A 16,618-nucleotide genomic window follows, 5' to 3' on the forward strand; every position below is an offset into this window, starting at 1 on the left:
GGTCGGGAGTCCCGACCGCCCCGCTCCCTCAAGCGTTCCTCACCGAGGACGGGGTCACACCTGCGAGGGTGCCTCGTCCTTGTCGCCCACGTGCGGGCGGTGGCCGGTCTCGGCCTCGATCCGCTTGTTGCGGCGGACGGAGGACCAGAACGAGGCCGCGATGAGCACGACGCCGATCAGACCGGTGACGATCTCGTTGAGGTGGATCTGGATGGAGATCAGCAGCAGCGTCGCGAGCGCGCCGATCGCGTAGTGCGCGCCGTGCTCCAGGTAGACGTAGTCGTCCAGGGTGCCCTGGCGGACCAGGTAGACCGTGAGCGAACGGACGTACATCGCGCCGATGCCGAGGCCGAGCGCCATCAGGAAGATGTCGTTGGTGATGGCGAAGGCGCCGATCACGCCGTCGAACGAGAACGACGCGTCGAGCACCTCCAGGTAGAGGAAGAGGAAGAACGCCGCCTTGCCGGCCAGGCCGACCGCGGAGACCTCCTTGCCCTGGGCCTTCGCTTCGGCCTCCGCCTTCTCCTCGGCCTCCTCCTCTTCCTCGATCTTGTTCTCGAAGTGGCTGGAGAGGCCGTTCACCACGAGGTACGTGATCAGGCCGAGGACTCCGGAGAGGAGGACGGTCGCCGACTTGTCGGCGTGCTCGCCGCCGTGGAGCACGGCGTTGGTGGCGAGGGTGGTGGAGACCAGCACGATGACGATCAGGCCGACGGTGATCGAGAGCAGGTCGACCTTGCCGAGCTTCGCGAGCGGGCGCTCGATGAAGCCGAGCCATTTGTGCTCGCGGTCCTCGAGGATGAAGTCCAGGAAGATCATCAGCAGGAACGCGCCACCGAAGGCGGCGATGGAGGGGTGCGCGTCGGTGACGATCTGCTCGTACCGCTCGGGCTGGTTGGCGGCCAGCCGCACGGCCTCGATCGGGCCCAGCTTGGCGCTGAGCGCGACGATCACCACGGGGAAGATGAGCCGCATGCCGAAGACGGCGATGAGGATGCCGATGGTGAGGAAGATCTTCTGCCAGAAGGCGTTCATCTTCTTCAGGATTCCGGCGTTGACCACCGCGTTGTCGAACGACAGCGAGATCTCCAGGATGGAGAGGATCAGGACGACCCCGAAGGCCGTCCACCCCCACATCCACCCCGCGAAAGCGAGGCCGATCGCCGTGACGGCGAACGACCAGCCGAAAGTTCTCAGGAGCACTGGCCACCCAATCGTTGGTTACGGGTCTCCCCCGCGTGCCGGATACGGCAAGCTCCCGCAGCGTGCGGGCGCCTTTACGAGACGTTGACCCCGAAGTCTAGGGCGATGCCCCGCAGACCGGACGCGTACCCCTGCCCGACGGCCCGGAACTTCCATTCCCCGCCGTAGCGGTACACCTCGCCGAAGATCATCGCGGTCTCGGTGGAGGCGTCCTCGGAGAGGTCGTACCGGGCGAGTTCCTGGCCGTCGGCCTGGTTGACGACCCGGATGAAGGCGTTGGCGACCTGGCCGAAGGACTGCCGGCGGTTCTCCGCGTCGTGGATGGAGACGGGGAAGACGATCCGGGTGACGTTCGCCGGGACCTGGGTGAGGTTGATGATGACGGACTCGTCGTCGCCCTCGCCCTCGCCCGTGAGGTTGTCGCCGGTGTGCTCGACCGAGCCGTCGGGGCTCTTGAGGTTGTTGTAGAAGACGAACCACTCGTCTCCCAGGACCTTGCCCGACTCGCCGAGCAGCAGTGCGCTGGCGTCGAGGTCGAAGTCGGCCCCCGTGGTGGTCCTGACGTCCCAGCCGAGGCCGACCAGCACCTGGGTCAGGTTCGGTGCGGCCTTGGAGAGGGAGACGTTGCCTCCCTTGGCGAGCGTGACACCCATGTTCTTCGTCCTCCCCGCGGTTCGTGTGGGCACAGCGTGTCGGTGCGCGTCCGGCGCCGCACCGGGATCGCTCCCGGGCGCGGCGCCGGACGGTGGTCCTTGAGCGCGTCGGCTCAGACGTTGACGCCGAAGTCCTGGGCGATGCCGCGCAGGCCCGAGGCGTAGCCCTGGCCGATGGCGCGGAACTTCCACTCCGCGCCGTTGCGGTAGAGCTCGCCGAAGACCATCGCGGTCTCGGTGGAGGCGTCCTCGGAGAGGTCGTACCGGGCGAGCTCGTTGCCGTCGGCCTGGTTGACGACGCGGATGAACGCGTTGCGCACCTGGCCGAAGGACTGCTGGCGGCTCTCGGCCTCGTAGATGGAGACCGGGAAGACGATCTTGTCGACGTCGGCGGGGACGGCGGCCAGGTTGACCTTGATGGCCTCGTCGTCGCCCTCGCCCTCGCCGGTGAGGTTGTCGCCGGTGTGCTCGACCGAGCCGTCGGGGCTCTTGAGGTTGTTGAAGAAGACGAAGTTGCCGTCGGAGGTGACCTTGCCCTGCGCGTTGGCCAGCAGGGCGCTGGCGTCGAGGTCGAAGTCCTGGCCGGTGGTGGTGCGCACGTCCCAGCCGAGACCCACGGTGACCGCGGTCAGGTTGGGCGCGGCCTTGGACAGCGAGACGTTCCCGCCCTTGCTGAGACTGACTCCCACGAGCCCTCCTATGTTCGATGCATGGTGTCGTACCGGATCAACGTTGCGATCCTAGTGACGGGTTCCCTTCCCCGGCAGGGTCTTCGCAGTGCCGATCACCCGGTGTCGGACCCGCCGCGGGCCGGTCAGAGCGCCTGGAGCGCCTTGACGTAGTCGCCCAGGTCGCGCGCGTCCGGCAGGCCGTTGACGATCGTCCAGCGCACGACGCCCTCCTTGTCGATGACGAAGGTGCCGCGCAGGGCGCAGCCCTTGCCCTCGTCGAAGACCTCGTAGGCGCGGCTGGCCTCGCCGTGCGGCCAGAAGTCGCTGAGCAGCGGGTAGTCCAGGCCCTCCTGCTCGGCGAAGACGCGGAGCGAGAACGGGGAGTCGTTGGAGACGGCGAGGAGCTGGACGTCGTCGTTGACGAACGTCGGCAGCTCGTCGCGGAGCGCGCACAGCTCGCCGGTGCAGACGCCGGTGAACGCGAAGGGGTAGAAGAGCAGCACGACGTTCTTGCTGCCGCGGAAGTCCGAGAGCCGCACGGTCTGCCCGTGGTGGTCCTTGAGCTCGAAATCCGGGGCCTTGGTGCCGACCTCGATCGCCATGGGGGACGCTTCCCTTCGGTGGGGCTGTTCGCGGCCCGGTGGGCCGTTCGGGTGAACCCCACCCTACGCACGAAGGCCCCGGTCCGGCGGGGGGAGCCGGACGGGGGCCTTCGTGTCGCGCTGCCGAAGGTCAGCGCTTGGTCTTGGCGGCCTTGGGGGTGACGAGCCGGGTGCCCGTCCAGTCCTTGCCCGCGTTGATGCTCTTGGTCGAGGACAGACCGGCGGTCTGCGCCGCCTCGTTGATGTCGCTGGGCTCGACGTACCCGTCACGGCCCGTCTTGGGCGTGAGGAGCAGGACCAGGGCCCCGTCGTCGACCAGCGTGGTGGCGTCCACCAGCGCGTCCGTCAGGTCCCCGTCCTCGTCGCGGAACCACAGCACGACGGCATCGGCCTCGTCGTCGTAGTCCTCGTCGACGAGATCGCCACCGATGATCTCCTCAATGGCCTCGCGGAGCTCCTGCTCGGCGTCCTCGTCGTAGCCGATCTCCTGGACCACCTGTCCGGGCTGGAATCCCAGCCTGGCGGCAGGGTTGGTCCGCTCCTCCGCGTGGTCCGCGGTCGCGCTCACGGTTTGCCTCCTGATCATGTTCGGGGTGGTGCCTCCCGCCGTCCGAAGTCACGCGGTCCGGGGGGCACCGGGGGGAATCGCTGCCGCGCGCGTGCGCGCAGCGTTGGGCGTAGTCCACACGGGCGGGACGGATCGCGCAAGTACCCGGCCGTCGAGACCGCCGAAACGGTGACGATCCCGGCCCCCTCTCCGGTCTTTTCGGTACGAATCGGAAGGGCCTGGTGACCTGTGCCACACCTTTCGTACAAGTTTGACACGCCGTGCTCCGTCCCGTGACCCCGGGCGCACACCTGAGCGACGGACGGCGGTTCCGACGGCGTCGAACGAGCTCGCGAGGGCGGGCGCGGTGCGGCGTATCGTTGCGACGCGGTCTGCTGCCGCGGCGCCGACACCTCACCGACCGGCCGGCCGGCACCGGGGCCACCCCGCGGTTACCCAGCGGTAGAGGTGACGATTCCTCCGCCGAGGTCCACGATGGACTGCGGCGCAACCCACCTGTCAGAGCAGCACCGAACAGCGAAGGAACAGCGTGGTTTCCGGATCCGATCGCAACCCGATCATCATTGGCGGCCTTCCCAGCCAGGTCCCGGATTTCGATCCCGAGGAGACCCAGGAGTGGCTGGACTCCCTGGACGCGGCGGTGGACGAGCGGGGCCGCGAACGCGCCCGCTACCTCATGCTGCGGCTCATCGAGCGGGCCCGCGAGAAGCGGGTCGCCGTCCCCGAGATGCGCAGCACGGACTACGTCAACACCATCGCCACCAAGGACGAGCCGTTCTTCCCCGGTGACGAGGAGATCGAGCGCAAGGTCCTCAACGCGACCCGCTGGAACGCGGCCGTGATGGTCTCCCGCGCCCAGCGCCCGGGCATCGGCGTCGGCGGGCACATCGCCACCTTCGCCTCCTCGGCGTCGCTGTACGACGTGGGCTTCAACCACTTCTTCCGCGGCAAGGACGAGGGCGACGGCGGCGACCAGATCTTCTTCCAGGGGCACGCCTCCCCCGGCGTCTACGCCCGCGCGTTCCTCCTGGACCGGCTCTCCGAGGCGCAGCTCGACGCGTTCCGCCAGGAGAAGTCGAAGGCGCCGAACGGGCTCAGCTCCTACCCGCACCCGCGGCTGATGCCGGACTTCTGGGAGTTCCCGACCGTCTCGATGGGCCTCGGCCCGATCGGCGCGATCTACCAGGCGCGGATGAACCGCTACATGGAGGCGCGCGGCATCGCCGACACCTCCAGGTCCCACGTGTGGGCCTACCTCGGCGACGGCGAGATGGACGAGCCGGAGTCGCTCGGCCAGCTGTCCATCGCCGCCCGCGAGGGCCTGGACAACCTGACCTTCGTCGTCAACTGCAACCTCCAGCGCCTCGACGGCCCGGTGCGCGGCAACGGCAAGGTGATCCAGGAGCTGGAGTCGCAGTTCCGCGGCGCCGGCTGGAACGTCATCAAGCTGGTCTGGGACCGCAGCTGGGACCCGCTGCTCGCCCAGGACCGCACGGGCGTCCTGGTCAACAAGCTGAACACGACCCCCGACGGCCAGTTCCAGACGTACGCCACCGAGACCGGCGCGTACATCCGCGAGCACTTCTTCGGCGGCGACCAGCGGCTGCGCGACATGGTCAAGGACATGTCCGACGAGCAGATCCTGCACCTCGGACGCGGCGGCCACGACCACAGGAAGGTCTACGCGGCGTACGCGGCGGCCAAGGCGCACAAGGGCCAGCCGACGGTCATCCTCGCCCAGACGGTCAAGGGCTGGACGCTCGGCCCGAACTTCGAGGGCCGCAACGCCACCCACCAGATGAAGAAGCTGACGGTCGACGACCTCAAGCGCTTCCGGGACCGGCTGCACATCCCGATCACCGACAAGGAGCTGGAGTCCGGCGCCCCGCCGTACTACCACCCGGGCCGGGACTCGGAGGAGATCCAGTACATGCACGACCGGCGCAGCGCGCTGGGCGGGTACGTCCCCACCCGCGTCGTGCGCGCCAAGCCCCTCGCCCTGCCGGCCGACAAGGCGTACGCGGCGGCCAAGAAGGGCTCGGGGCAGCAGTCGATCGCCACCACCATGGCGTTCGTGCGGGTGCTGAAGGACCTGATGCGGGACAAGGAGATCGGCAAGCGGTTCGTGCTGATCGCGCCGGACGAGTACCGCACGTTCGGCATGGACGCGTTCTTCCCGAGCGCCAAGATCTACAACCCGCTCGGCCAGCAGTACGAGGCCGTCGACCGCGAACTCCTGCTCGCCTACAAGGAGTCGCCGACCGGGCAGATGCTGCACGACGGCATCTCCGAGGCCGGTTGCACCGCCTCGCTGATCGCCGCGGGCTCCGCGTACGCGACGCACGGCGAGCCGCTGATCCCCGTCTACGTCTTCTACTCGATGTTCGGGTTCCAGCGCACCGGCGACCAGTTCTGGCAGATGGCCGACCAGCTGTCGCGCGGCTTCGTCCTCGGCGCGACCGCCGGCCGCACCACGCTCACCGGCGAGGGCCTGCAACACGCGGACGGGCACTCGCAGTTGCTCGCCTCGACCAACCCGGGCTGCGTGTCCTACGACCCGGCGTTCGGGTACGAGATCGCGCACATCGTGCAGGACGGCCTGCGCCGGATGTACGGCGGGACGCCCGAGGAGAACGAGGACGTCTTCTACTACCTCACCGTCTACAACGAGCCGATCCAGCACCCGGCGGAGCCGGCGGACGTCGACGTCGACGGCATCCTCAAGGGCCTCTACCGCTACAGCCAGGGCTCCGAGGGCGAGATCCCGGCGCAGATCCTCGCCTCGGGGGTCGCCGTGCCGTGGGCGGTCGAGGCGCAGAAGCTGCTCGCCGCCGAGTGGAACGTGAAGGCCGACATCTGGTCCGCGACCTCCTGGAACGAGCTGCGGCGCGAGGCGGTCGCGGTCGACGAGCACAACCTGCTCCACCCGGAGGAGGAGCAGCGCACGCCGTACGTGACCCGCAAACTCCAGGGCGCCGAGGGGCCGTTCGTGGCCGTCTCGGACTGGATGCGGTCGGTGCCGGACCAGATCTCGCGCTGGGTGCCGGGCTCCTACACCTCGCTCGGCGCGGACGGGTTCGGGTTCGCCGACACCCGCGGGGCGGCCCGGCGATACTTCCACATCGACGCGCAGTCGATCGTCCTCGCCGTGCTCACCGAGCTGGCGCGGGACGGGAAGGTGGACCGGTCGGTGCTGAAGCAGGCGGTGGACCGCTACCAACTGCTCGACGTGGCGGCGGCGGACCCGGGGCCGGAGGGCGGGGACGCGTAACTCCCCGCGCGAGAAAGGCAGTTGACATGCCCGAGGGCGGTAGGGATCACATCCCTACCGCCCTCGACGGCGTTGCGGGCCCGGTGACACGGGCGCCGAGCGCTGTTGCGTCACATGAGGCTGAGAGCGGTGCCCGTGATCAGCGCGATGACCGCGAGAACGGTGACGATCACACCGAGGATGAAGCCGATCAGCGCGGGGATGTTGCCGGTGTTCACGCGCTTGCCCATGTCGAGCCACCCGGTGATGATGGCGACCGGGCCGAAGACGATACCGAGGATCACGAAGCCGAGGATGCCCGAAACCAGCGAGATCCAGCCCAGGACACCGGTCTTCGTGCCGCCGTGCGTACGAGTGTTGCTGGCCATCATCTCTCCCTGAGTCAGTGACCCGCATCACCGTGATCCGGGCTTGACGACCGGCTGCCCCGCAATCCCGCACCCATCCCCCCTAGTTTTCCCAGACCTTGAACGCCCGGATGCGATAGGGGGATTGCGGCATCCACACCCCTCCGCCCGGATACGTCTCGAACTCCCCGGTCTCGGCGCACTCCGCGGACTGATAGGTCGTCACCGGGCGGCCGGTGCGGTTGGCGAGGGACTGGGCACTGGTGCCGGGCGGCAGCGGGAGACAGCTCTCGATGTCGATGCCGGAGAGCTCGTGGGTCTGCGGGCGGCCGCGGAAGTCGGCCTTCGGCCAGAGGCACAGCTCGCCGGGGCCGCAGCGGCCGAGGGTCGTGGCACCCGCTCCGACCTCCGCCGACGCGGCGGGTGCGGGGGCCGCGGCGGCCAGGAGGCCCGCCGCGAGCAGTGAGGTGGTGAGCAAGGTGATGCGCAGCATGTCGTACTCCCCGTGCCGTACAAGATCGTTGAACGAAGCGTGGCCGGGTGGCGCGGGGGGACGGAAGAGGGCCCGGTGCGGGACCACCCTGATAGGTGGTCGCGCCCCGGGCCCTGTTGACCGATGAGGGCCGGGTCAGATGTGGGCCGCGCCCGCCGCCGCGTCGGCGTTCGCGCCGCGCTTGGTGAGGGTGGCGACGCCGGCCGCGATCACCGCGACGACGCCGGCGACGGTGAAGGCGAGGTGCATGCCGGAGAGGAAGGTGTCGTGGATGACCCCGCCGATCTGCTCGATGACCGGCGCGGGGGTGCCCGCCTCGGCCAGTTCCTTCGTCGGGACGGCGGCGAACTCGGCCGCCTCCTCCAGCTTCGGGTCGACCGGGACCGGGATGCCGGCCTCCTTCCAGTTGTCCGCGAAGTCCGCGCTGACCTTCGTGGACATGACCGCGCCGAGGACGGCGGTGCCCAGCGCCCCGCCGACCTGCATCGCGGCCTGCTGGAGTCCGCCGGCCACGCCGGACAGCTCCATCGGCGCGTTGCCGACGATGACCTCGGTGGCGCCGACCATGACCGGGGCGAGGCCGAAGCCGAGCAGGCCGAACCAGAGCGACATCATGAGGGTGCTGGTGTCGGCGGTGAGGGTGGTCATGCCGAACATGGCGACGGCGGTGGCGACCATGCCGCCGACCAGCGGCACCCGCGGCCCGAACTTGGTGATCAGCACGCCGGCGAGCGGCGAGGAGACGATCATCATGCCGGTGAGCGGCAGCAGGTGCAGGCCGCTGTCGACGGGGCTCATGCCGTGGACGCCCTGGAGGAAGAACGTCACGAAGAACAGCCCGCCCATGAAGGCGATGGCCATCAGGACCATGAGGACGACGCCGGCGGACAACGGGACCGAGCGGAACATGCCCAGCGGGATCAGCGGCTCGGCGACCCGGGTCTCCCAGACCGCGAAGAGCGCGAAGAGGACGACCGCGCCGACCAGCCAGGCCCAGGTGGAGACGCTGCCCCAGCCCCACTCGCCGGCCTTGATGATCCCCCACACGATCGCGAACATCGCCGCCGAGAGCAGCGCGATGCCTGGCAGGTCGAAGGTGCGCGGGGCGTTCTCGGCGCGGTGGTCGCGCAGGACGAGCAGGCCGAAGACAAGCGCGACGGCGCCGACGGGCACGTTGATGAAGAACACCGACTGCCAGCTGACGTGCTCGACGAGCAGACCGCCGACGATGGGGCCGCCCGCGGTGGACGCGCCGATGACCATGCCCCAGATGCCGATCGCCATGTTCAGCTTCTCGGCGGGGAAGGTGGCGCGCAGCAGGCCGAGCGCGGCCGGCATGAGCAGCGCGCCGAACAGGCCTTGGAGCACGCGGAAGGCGATGACGAAGCCGATCTCCTTCGACAGGCCGATGAGTCCGGAGGCGAGCGCGAAGCCCGCGATGCCGATCAGGAAGGTCTGCCGGTGTCCGAAGCGGTCGCCGAGCTTGCCGGCGGTGATGAGGGCGACGGCCAGCGCGAGCAGGTAGCCGTTGGTGATCCACTGGACGTCGGCGAGCGAGGCGCCGAGGTCGCGCTGGATGGCCGGGTTGGCGATGGCGACGATGGTGCCGTCGAGGGCGACCATCATCACACCGATGGCGACGGCGAAGAGCGTCGCCCACGGATGGCCCCGCAGGCCCTGGGGCGGGTCCGGTATCGGGTCCTGGGGCGCCTTGTCGACGGCGGTCTGTGTCATGGGCCGTAGATTAGTGACCGCGTCGAGCCGGCCGTGAGCACGGGGGCCCCAGGAGTCCCGGCCGCCGGACCGTCGGTCATCCCTGACCAGAACGCGGCGTTCCAAACGTGAGAGACCTCACTCAGGTCACGAAACGGTCTCCGCTTCTCCTAGGGTGGGGCGCAGTGACTTCCTCAGACCTTTCCCCGCAGTTCACCGTGTGGCGCGCGATCCTCGTGCTCGCGGTGGTGTTCGTCATGATGTCCACCACCGGCTGGACGGCCGTCCGCCTGCACAAGGACGGCCTCGGCGCCGTCCCGGCGGCCGTCGCCGCGTGGAACGACGCGACGCTTCCCGGCGGCCGGCAGATCCCCGACGCGGACGCCTCGTCGGGTCGGCTCGCGCACTTCTTCTCCCGGCTCGACCAGGCGCAGCGGGTGCGGCTCGCCGAGCGCCACCCGCTGGTCGTGGGGAACCTCAACGGCGCACCCGTCGCGCTGCGCTACCGGGCCAACCGGGCCGCCCTGGAGAACGCGCGGGCGGCCGAGCGGCGGCGGTCGCGGGACGCGGACGTCCCGGTCCGGGGCCGGCAGGACGCGGCCCGGCTCGTGCACCGCTTCGACTCGATGCTGCGGCCCGGCCGGCAGATCCTCGCCTTCGACCCGACCGGGACCGGCCGGGCCGCCGAGGTCTTCGGCGACCTGGACCGGGCGAAGCGGGTCTCGGTGGTCGTGCCCGGCGTGGACACCAACCTGATGACGTACGAGCGGTCCGCCCGGCGCTACAGCGCCCCGCAGGGCATGGCGAGCGCCCTGTACGACGCGCAGCGCGCCGCCGCACCGCGCGTCGGCAGCGCCGTCATCGCCTGGGCGGACTACAGCGCGCCGGTCGGCGTCGGCATGGACGCGATGCTCGGCAAGCGGGCCGAGACGGGCGCGGGCCGGCTGCACGCGCTGCTCGACGGGCTGCCGAAGGGCGCGGACACCACGCTCTTCTGCCACAGCTACGGGTCCGTGGTCTGCGGCGTCGCGGCCCCCGACCTGCCCGACCGGGTCACCGACGTCGTCGTGGCCGGCAGCCCGGGGATGCGGGTGTCGAACGCGGCGGAGCTGCGCACGGGGGCCCGGGTCTGGGCGGCGCGCGACGCCGACGACTGGATCGCCGACGTCCCGCACCTGGAGCTGGGCGGTCTCGGCCACGGCGCGGACCCGGTCGCGGCCGGTTTCGGCGCCCGGGTCGTCTCCGCCGACCGGGCCGTCGGCCACACCGGGTACTTCACGCCGGGCACGGAGAGCCTCGCCAACTTCGCGGAGATCGGCACGGGGGCGTACGCCGGTGTCACGTGCGCAGGCGGGGCGGACGCCTGCCACGACGGGATTTCCGGCGGATCGGGGACCTGACGCGCGTAGATGTCTGCCGAAGGGCGGGCAGGGCACGGGAAACACGTCAGCACACCGAGGGGGGACGGAGGGCCGCATGCCGCATACGATGAGCCGCATGGGTGACGTACTGGCCGGATTTCATGCCGCCTGGGAGTTCGGGACCGACTCCGTGCTCATCCGCTTCGAACGGGGTATCCGCACGCCGAGGCTGTTCCAGGCGCTCGGCGAACGACGGGTCCCCTACGAGGCGTTGGCCGCGGTGACGCTCGCTCCCGGCAAGCGCGGGACGGTGGTCCTGCACGCCACGCCGCGTGCCGGTGCCGACCCGCTGATGGACGCGGCCGCCGGGCAGCTCAAGGAGGCCTGCGACCCCTACCGGCTCGTGCTGCCCGCCGAGCGCGAGACGCTCGCGGAGTACTACCGCGACGAGCTGCGCGCCGCCCTCCCGGCTGACGCCGCCGATCCGGCCGACCGGTTCCTGGTCGAGGCGCCGGACGCCCCGCAGCGGTTCAAGGCCTACGACGGCAAGGCGGTCTTCGACGGCAGGAGCGCCTCGTTCCGCTGGTTCTGGACCGGTGCCTCCACCGCGAAGTGGAAGGCCGGCGACCAGACCTTCCACGTCTCGGACCTCAGCGGCGTCGAGTGGCGCTCGCCCGACGCCTTCGACGGCCATCTGCGGCTGGTGCGCCGCGACGGCGACCAGCCCGCGCAGGCCGACCAGGACCCCGCCGCGGTCGTCTTCGGCCTCGGCTACGGGCCGGTCCACGAGTCGCTGCCGTTCGCCGCGTCCGTGCTGGCGGCGATACGTTCCTGCGGCCCGGCGCCGGCCGTCGTCCCCGCCGGGGCGGTGGCCGTCGACCGGCGCGACCCGGCCGACATCGCGGACCGCATCCGGCACCTGGGCGAGCTGCACCAGGCAGGGCTGGTCACCGACGACGAGTACTCGGTGAAGAAGGCGGAGCTGCTCGCGGAGCTGTGAGGGAAGCTCCGGCAGGCCCGGGACCGGTACCCGGGTAGGGGGTCCGGACGGCCCCCCGGTACGACGCCCCGACCCGGGTGCGCTGCCTACGCTGGGCGGGCCATGAACCGTACCGACGTCGTCACCTCGCTGCGCGGGCTCGGCACCGCGCTCACCACTCCCGCCCCGGCGGGCCGCCCGCCGCTGTCCGGGGCGCCCGAGCGCTGGCAGCGGGCGCTGCCCTACGTCGTCGCGCTCGGCGTCGCGGCGACGCTGCTGCCGGTCACCGTCACCGTGCTCGTCCAGGACTACCGGCTGAGCGGGGCGGTGGCCGGCGCGCTCGCGACCGCCCAGGCCGCGCCGCTGCTGCTCGCCCCGCTGCGGCCGCTGCAGGTCTGGTGGGTGGTGTTCGCCGCCGACGTGGCCGGCGGGATCGCGCTCCTGACCGGCGCGGACGACCTGGCGGGGCGGAGCTGGCCGTGGACGCCGATGGTCGTCGTCGGCTACCTCTTCGTGCTGTTCTGGCTGGGGCTGCGCGAGCCGGGGCGCACCCTGCTGGCGGTGCTGCTGGCGACCGGGGCGGCCGGGGTGGGCTTCGAGCTGCTGTCGCAGACCTCCAGCGACGGCGTGAACCTGCTGCTCGTCGTGCTGAGCGCGGTGGTGCTCGTCGTCGCCGGGCTGATCCAGTCGGGCGGGGCGGCCCGGCGCAGGCTGCTGGAGCAGGAGACCATCAGCGAGGCCGAGCGGACCCGGCGCACCCTGCTTGAGGAGCGGACCCGCATCGCGCGGGAGCTGCACGACGTCGTCGCCCACCACATGTCGGTCATCACCGTGCAGGCGGACTCCGCGCCGTACCGGCTGCCGGGGCTCGGTGAGGAGGTGCGCGGGGAGTTCGCGTCGATCGCGGCCGGGGCGCGGGAGTCGCTCGGGGAGATGCGGCGGCTGCTCGCGGTGCTGCGCAGCGAGGAGCAGGAGGGCGAGCTCGCGCCGCAGCCCGGTCTCGACCGGGTGCCGCACCTGGTCGAGGCGACCGTGCGGGCCGGGGTGCCGGTCTCGCTGGCGCTGGCGGCCGACCTCGGCCGGCTGCCGCAGGCGGTGGACCTGTCGGGGTACCGGATCGTGCAGGAGGCGCTGGCCAACGTGGTGCGGCACGCGCCGGGGGCCGCGACCCGGGTGTCCGTCACGCGCGACGGGGACCGGGTGACGGTGCTGGTCGTCAACGGGCCGGCGGCCGGGGCGGCTTCGCCGCTGGAGACCGACGGGACCGGGCACGGCCTGGTCGGCATGCGGGAGCGCGTACGGTTGACCGGCGGCTCGCTGGACGTGGGGCCGCTGCCCGACGGCGGGTTCCGCGTCGCGGCCCGGCTGCCCGCGCCCCCGGAGGAACGCCCGTGACCATCCGCGTGATCATCGTCGACGACCAGGCCATGGTGCGGGCGGGGTTCGCCGCGCTGCTGTCGGCGCAGGCGGACATCGACGTGGTCGGCGAGGCGGCCGACGGGCGGCAGGGGGTCGCGGTCGCGCGTGCGGTGCTCCCGGACGTGGTGCTCATGGACGTGCGGATGCCGGAGCTGGACGGGTTGGCGGCGGCGCGGGAGGTCCTCGCCGTCGAGCGGCCGCCGAAGGTGCTCATGCTGACCACGTTCGACGTCGACGACTACGTGTACGAGGCGTTGCGGGCGGGGGCGTCGGGGTTCCTGCTGAAGGACGCGCCGCCGTCGGACCTGATCGCGGCGGTGCGGGTGGTGGCGGGCGGGGAGGCGCTGCTCGCGCCGTCGGTCACCCGGCGGCTCATCGCCGAGTTCGCCCGGCAGCGGCCGGCCGTCCGGCGCGGTGAGCCGGCGCTCCGTCTCGCCGGGCTCACCCCGCGCGAGACCGAGGTCCTCGAACTCGTCGCGCGCGGGCTCTCCAACCAGGAGATCGCCGCGGCACTCTTCCTCGCGGAGCAGACCGTCAAGACCCACCTCGGCAAGGTCCTCGCCAAGCTCGCCCTCCGCGACCGCGCCCAAGCCGTCGTCTTCGCCTACGAGTCCGGCCTCGTCACCCCCGGCACGTAACGAACCCCGGGGCTCCGCCCCGAACCCCTTCCCGCGCTATCGATGTGCAGCTCCGCTGCGTGGCCCTCGGCGGCCGCCGTTCCGCCTGCCGGCGGGTGCACGGGCTCCGCCCGCGCGGCCTCAAACGCCGGCCGGGCTGAGGTTTGTGCGGCTCGGCGTGAATGTGGGCTGCCACCCCCGCTGTGGGCAATCGTGCCGCAGGGCGGCACGGGTGGGCACAGCCCACTGTGCCCCCAGCGCAGCGTTGTTCGTACCTGCCGCAGGAGGCCTCCCGCGGCGAAGCCGCGCACCCCGGCCGGGGTGGGGGAAACCCCCCGGACGCCCCCTACCCCAGTAGGGGGTGCGGTTCCGCACCCCGGTGTGACGCGCGCGAACCCACCGTGTTCCTAACTTTCCCTCCGCCAGGCACACCGCCCCCGGAGGAAAGAGGACCCGTGCGCCGCTTCAAGCGAACGATGATCGCCGCCGTGCTCGCCGCGACCGTCGCGACGACGACGGGAGGATGGGCGTACGCGGACGCGCAGGCCGCGGTGACGGGCCCCCCGCCGGGGACGGCGCAATGGCGGGCGGACGGCTCGTTCGGCGGGCCGCTGCCGGACCCGGCGCGGGCGACACCGCGGGAGGTCGCCGCGTTCTTCCGGGGCCTCGCGGCCGGGGAGGCGGACCGGCTCACGCGGACGCACCCCACCGTGGTGGGGAACCTGGACGGCGCCCCCCTGCCCCTCAGGTACGCGGCGAACGCCCGCACCCTCGGCCTCCCCCCGGACACCGACCGCCGCGTCCTGGCCTACGACCCCAGAGGCCGGGGCCAACTGGTCGAGGTCTTCGGCGACTTGCGGAACGACCCGCACACCGCGGTGATCGTGCCGGGCTCGGACGTCGACGCCGGCCACTTCGCGCGCACGCAGCGCGCGGCGAGGAATCTGCGCGCGGCGACGCACGGGACGACCGCCGTCGTCGCCTGGGCCGGGTACACGACCCCCGTCGGCGTCGGGGTGGACGCCGCGACGGGCCGCCTGGCGGAGGCGGGCGCGGAGCGGCTGACCCGCCTGGTCGAGGGCCTGGACGCGACCGGCGCAGGCGCCCCCGCACTGTTCTGCCACAGCTACGGCTCGGTGGTGTGCGGGCTGGCCGCGGACGACGAGGGGATGGACGCGACGGACGTGGTCGCGTTCGGCTCCCCGGGGATGCGCGCCGACTCCGTCGCCGGCCTCGGGACCCGCGCCCGGGTCTGGGCGGCGCGGGCGCCGGACGACTGGATCGGCCGGGTCCCGCACGTCGAGTTCGCCGGCCTGGGACACGGCACGGACCCCGCGGACCCCGCCTTCGGCGCGCGCCGGCTGCCCGCCGCGGACGTCCGGGGCCACGGCGGCTACATGGACCCCGGCACGACGACGCTCGCCGCCTTCGCGGCCGTCGCCCGGCACGACGAGGTCCCGGGGGCCGTCCGATGAACGTCACCGCCCTGGCCCGCCGCATCGACGCCCGCACCCCCGCCCACCGCGACCGCGCGCTCGACGGCCTGCGCGCCCTGGCCCTCCTCGCCGTCCCGCTCGGGCACTGGATGCTCGGCGGCTTCACGGCCGGCGACGGGGCGCTGCGCAACGCCAGCCCGCTGTCCGCGTTCGGGTTCCTCGCCCCGGTGAGCTGGGTGCTGCAGATGCTCGGGATCTTCTTCCTGGTCGGCGGGCACGCCTCGGTGCTCTCCCACCGCCGCCGCACCGGCTCCACGGCCGCGTGGATGCGGGCGCGGCTCGCCCGGCTCGGCCGCCCGGTGCTGGGTGTCACCGCCGTGTGGGCGCTGGTGGTCGCCGTCCTCACGGCGGCCGGCGTGCCGGTGACGACGCTGCGGACCGCGGCCACGCTGGTGGTGCAGCCGCTGTGGTTCGTCGGCGTGTACGCGGTCGTCACGGCGCTCACCCCGGTGTGCGTGCGCGCCGCCCGCCGGTGGGGGGTGTGGTCGGCGGCCCCGCTGCTCGCGTCGGTCGCCGCCGTCGACCTCCTGCGCTACGGGCCGTACGCGGGGGCCGCGCCGGGGTGGGTGAGCCTGCTCAACCTGCTGCCGGGCTGGCTGTTCGCCTACCAGCTGGGCGTCGCCTGGGGCGAGAGGCGGGTCCCGCGGCGCGCCGCGTACGTCCTGCTGCTCGGCGGCGCGGCGCTGTTCGCGGTGCTGCTGCTGGTGTTCCACTACCCGGCGTCGATGGTCGGCGTCCCGGGCGAGGTCCGCACCAACTCGCACCCGCCGTCGCTGCTCGTCCTGGCGCTCGCCGCCGCGCAGTCCGGCGCGGCGGTCCTGCTGCGGGAGCGGATCGGCGCGCTGCTGCGCCGCCCGCTGCTGTGGGCGCCGGTGGTCGTCGTCAACCTGTGCGCGATGACGGTGCTGTGCTGGCACCAGACGGCGATGCTCGCCGCCGCGATCCCGGCCTCGCTCGTGGGCGAGGTCCCGGGCCTGACCACCGCCCCCGACACGCTCGGCTGGGTGCTCGCCAGGATCGCCTGGCTGCCGGTCCTCGCCGCGCTGCTCGTGCTGATCAGCCGCTCGGCGCGCCGCTTCGAGCAGCCCTGGACCCGGGCCGGCCGGACCCGCCGCGCGGTGGCGGCGCTGCTGGCTGCGGCGTTCGCGGTCTTCGCGCTGGGCCCGGCGTGAGGCACACCGGAGCCCGGCGTCCCGGGGGGGGAGGGGGGGACACGCCCCCGCGG

The 16,618-nt window shown here is 72.2% G+C and carries 15 protein-coding genes; 7 read left to right on the top strand and 8 right to left on the bottom strand.

The genetic code is table 11. The annotated features are described in order from the left end of the window. Positions 1-54: 54 nt before the first annotated feature. From ACFWEG_RS03350 to ACFWEG_RS03370, 5 genes are all read right to left on the bottom strand, one after another. Positions 55-1,203 carry a DUF475 domain-containing protein gene (locus ACFWEG_RS03350; protein WP_387208645.1) on the bottom strand — a complete coding sequence of 383 codons (1,149 nt, stop codon included), beginning with the start codon at positions 1,201-1,203 and terminating at the stop codon, positions 55-57. A gap of 74 nt (positions 1,204-1,277) precedes the next feature. Beyond that, positions 1,278-1,856 (bottom strand): TerD family protein, encoded by a 579-nt coding sequence (locus tag ACFWEG_RS03355; protein WP_387208647.1) that lies wholly within the window; start codon positions 1,854-1,856, stop codon positions 1,278-1,280. Between the two features lie 113 nt (positions 1,857-1,969). Continuing rightward, positions 1,970-2,545, bottom strand: coding sequence for a TerD family protein (locus tag ACFWEG_RS03360; protein WP_387208649.1), 576 nt, complete (start codon positions 2,543-2,545; stop codon positions 1,970-1,972). Positions 2,546-2,670: 125 nt separating this feature from the next. After that, a complete protein-coding gene (locus ACFWEG_RS03365; RefSeq protein ID WP_387208651.1) occupies positions 2,671-3,129 on the bottom strand; it encodes a peroxiredoxin in 459 nt (152 codons plus the stop codon). Positions 3,130-3,259: 130 nt separating this feature from the next. After that, positions 3,260-3,697, bottom strand: coding sequence for a DUF3052 domain-containing protein (locus ACFWEG_RS03370; protein ID WP_387208653.1), 438 nt, complete (start codon positions 3,695-3,697; stop codon positions 3,260-3,262). A 529-nt stretch (positions 3,698-4,226) separates the two neighbouring features. On the opposite strand from ACFWEG_RS03370, the gene aceE reads away from it, so the two are divergent. Continuing rightward, positions 4,227-6,968: a pyruvate dehydrogenase (acetyl-transferring), homodimeric type gene (aceE, locus tag ACFWEG_RS03375; protein ID WP_387208655.1), complete on the top strand. Its 2,742-nt coding sequence runs from the start codon at positions 4,227-4,229 to the stop codon at positions 6,966-6,968. A gap of 110 nt (positions 6,969-7,078) precedes the next feature. Here aceE and ACFWEG_RS03380 read toward each other — a convergent pair whose 3' ends face one another. From ACFWEG_RS03380 to ACFWEG_RS03390, 3 genes are all read right to left on the bottom strand, one after another. Beyond that, positions 7,079-7,336, bottom strand: coding sequence for a small hydrophobic protein (locus tag ACFWEG_RS03380; protein WP_387208657.1), 258 nt, complete (start codon positions 7,334-7,336; stop codon positions 7,079-7,081). A gap of 82 nt (positions 7,337-7,418) precedes the next feature. After that, positions 7,419-7,808, bottom strand: coding sequence for a peptidase inhibitor family I36 protein (locus tag ACFWEG_RS03385; RefSeq protein WP_387208659.1), 390 nt, complete (start codon positions 7,806-7,808; stop codon positions 7,419-7,421). A gap of 135 nt (positions 7,809-7,943) precedes the next feature. Then, on the bottom strand, positions 7,944-9,542 hold the full coding sequence (locus ACFWEG_RS03390) for an MFS transporter (RefSeq protein ID WP_387208661.1): 1,599 nt from the start codon (positions 9,540-9,542) through the stop codon (positions 7,944-7,946). 164 nt (positions 9,543-9,706) lie between these two features. Between ACFWEG_RS03390 and ACFWEG_RS03395 the strand changes: the two genes are divergently transcribed. The 6 genes from ACFWEG_RS03395 to ACFWEG_RS03420 all read left to right on the top strand — a co-directional run bounded on the left by ACFWEG_RS03395 (position 9,707) and on the right by ACFWEG_RS03420 (position 16,565). After that, complete coding sequence (locus ACFWEG_RS03395) at positions 9,707-10,921, top strand: alpha/beta hydrolase (protein ID WP_387208663.1); 1,215 nt, start codon at positions 9,707-9,709, stop codon at positions 10,919-10,921. Between the two features lie 88 nt (positions 10,922-11,009). Further along, positions 11,010-11,882 (top strand): DUF4429 domain-containing protein, encoded by an 873-nt coding sequence (locus tag ACFWEG_RS03400; protein ID WP_387208779.1) that lies wholly within the window; start codon positions 11,010-11,012, stop codon positions 11,880-11,882. A gap of 102 nt (positions 11,883-11,984) precedes the next feature. After that, entirely contained in the window at positions 11,985-13,256 is a 1,272-nt protein-coding gene (locus ACFWEG_RS03405; protein WP_387208665.1) for a sensor histidine kinase, read from the top strand. Continuing rightward, positions 13,253-13,918: a response regulator gene (locus tag ACFWEG_RS03410; RefSeq protein ID WP_387208667.1), complete on the top strand. Its 666-nt coding sequence runs from the start codon at positions 13,253-13,255 to the stop codon at positions 13,916-13,918. Before ACFWEG_RS03405 ends, ACFWEG_RS03410 begins: the two co-directional genes overlap by 4 nt. A gap of 434 nt (positions 13,919-14,352) precedes the next feature. Next, the gene (locus ACFWEG_RS03415) at positions 14,353-15,372 is read left to right on the top strand and encodes an alpha/beta hydrolase (RefSeq protein WP_387208669.1); all 1,020 of its coding nucleotides are present in this window, start codon (positions 14,353-14,355) and stop codon (positions 15,370-15,372) included. After that, complete coding sequence (locus ACFWEG_RS03420; protein ID WP_387208671.1) at positions 15,369-16,565, top strand: acyltransferase; 1,197 nt, start codon at positions 15,369-15,371, stop codon at positions 16,563-16,565. Before ACFWEG_RS03415 ends, ACFWEG_RS03420 begins: the two co-directional genes overlap by 4 nt. Positions 16,566-16,618: the final 53 nt, after the last annotated feature.

This window comes from Streptomyces sp. NPDC060194, assembly GCF_042728285.1.
Classification (GTDB): domain Bacteria; phylum Actinomycetota; class Actinomycetes; order Streptomycetales; family Streptomycetaceae; genus Streptomyces.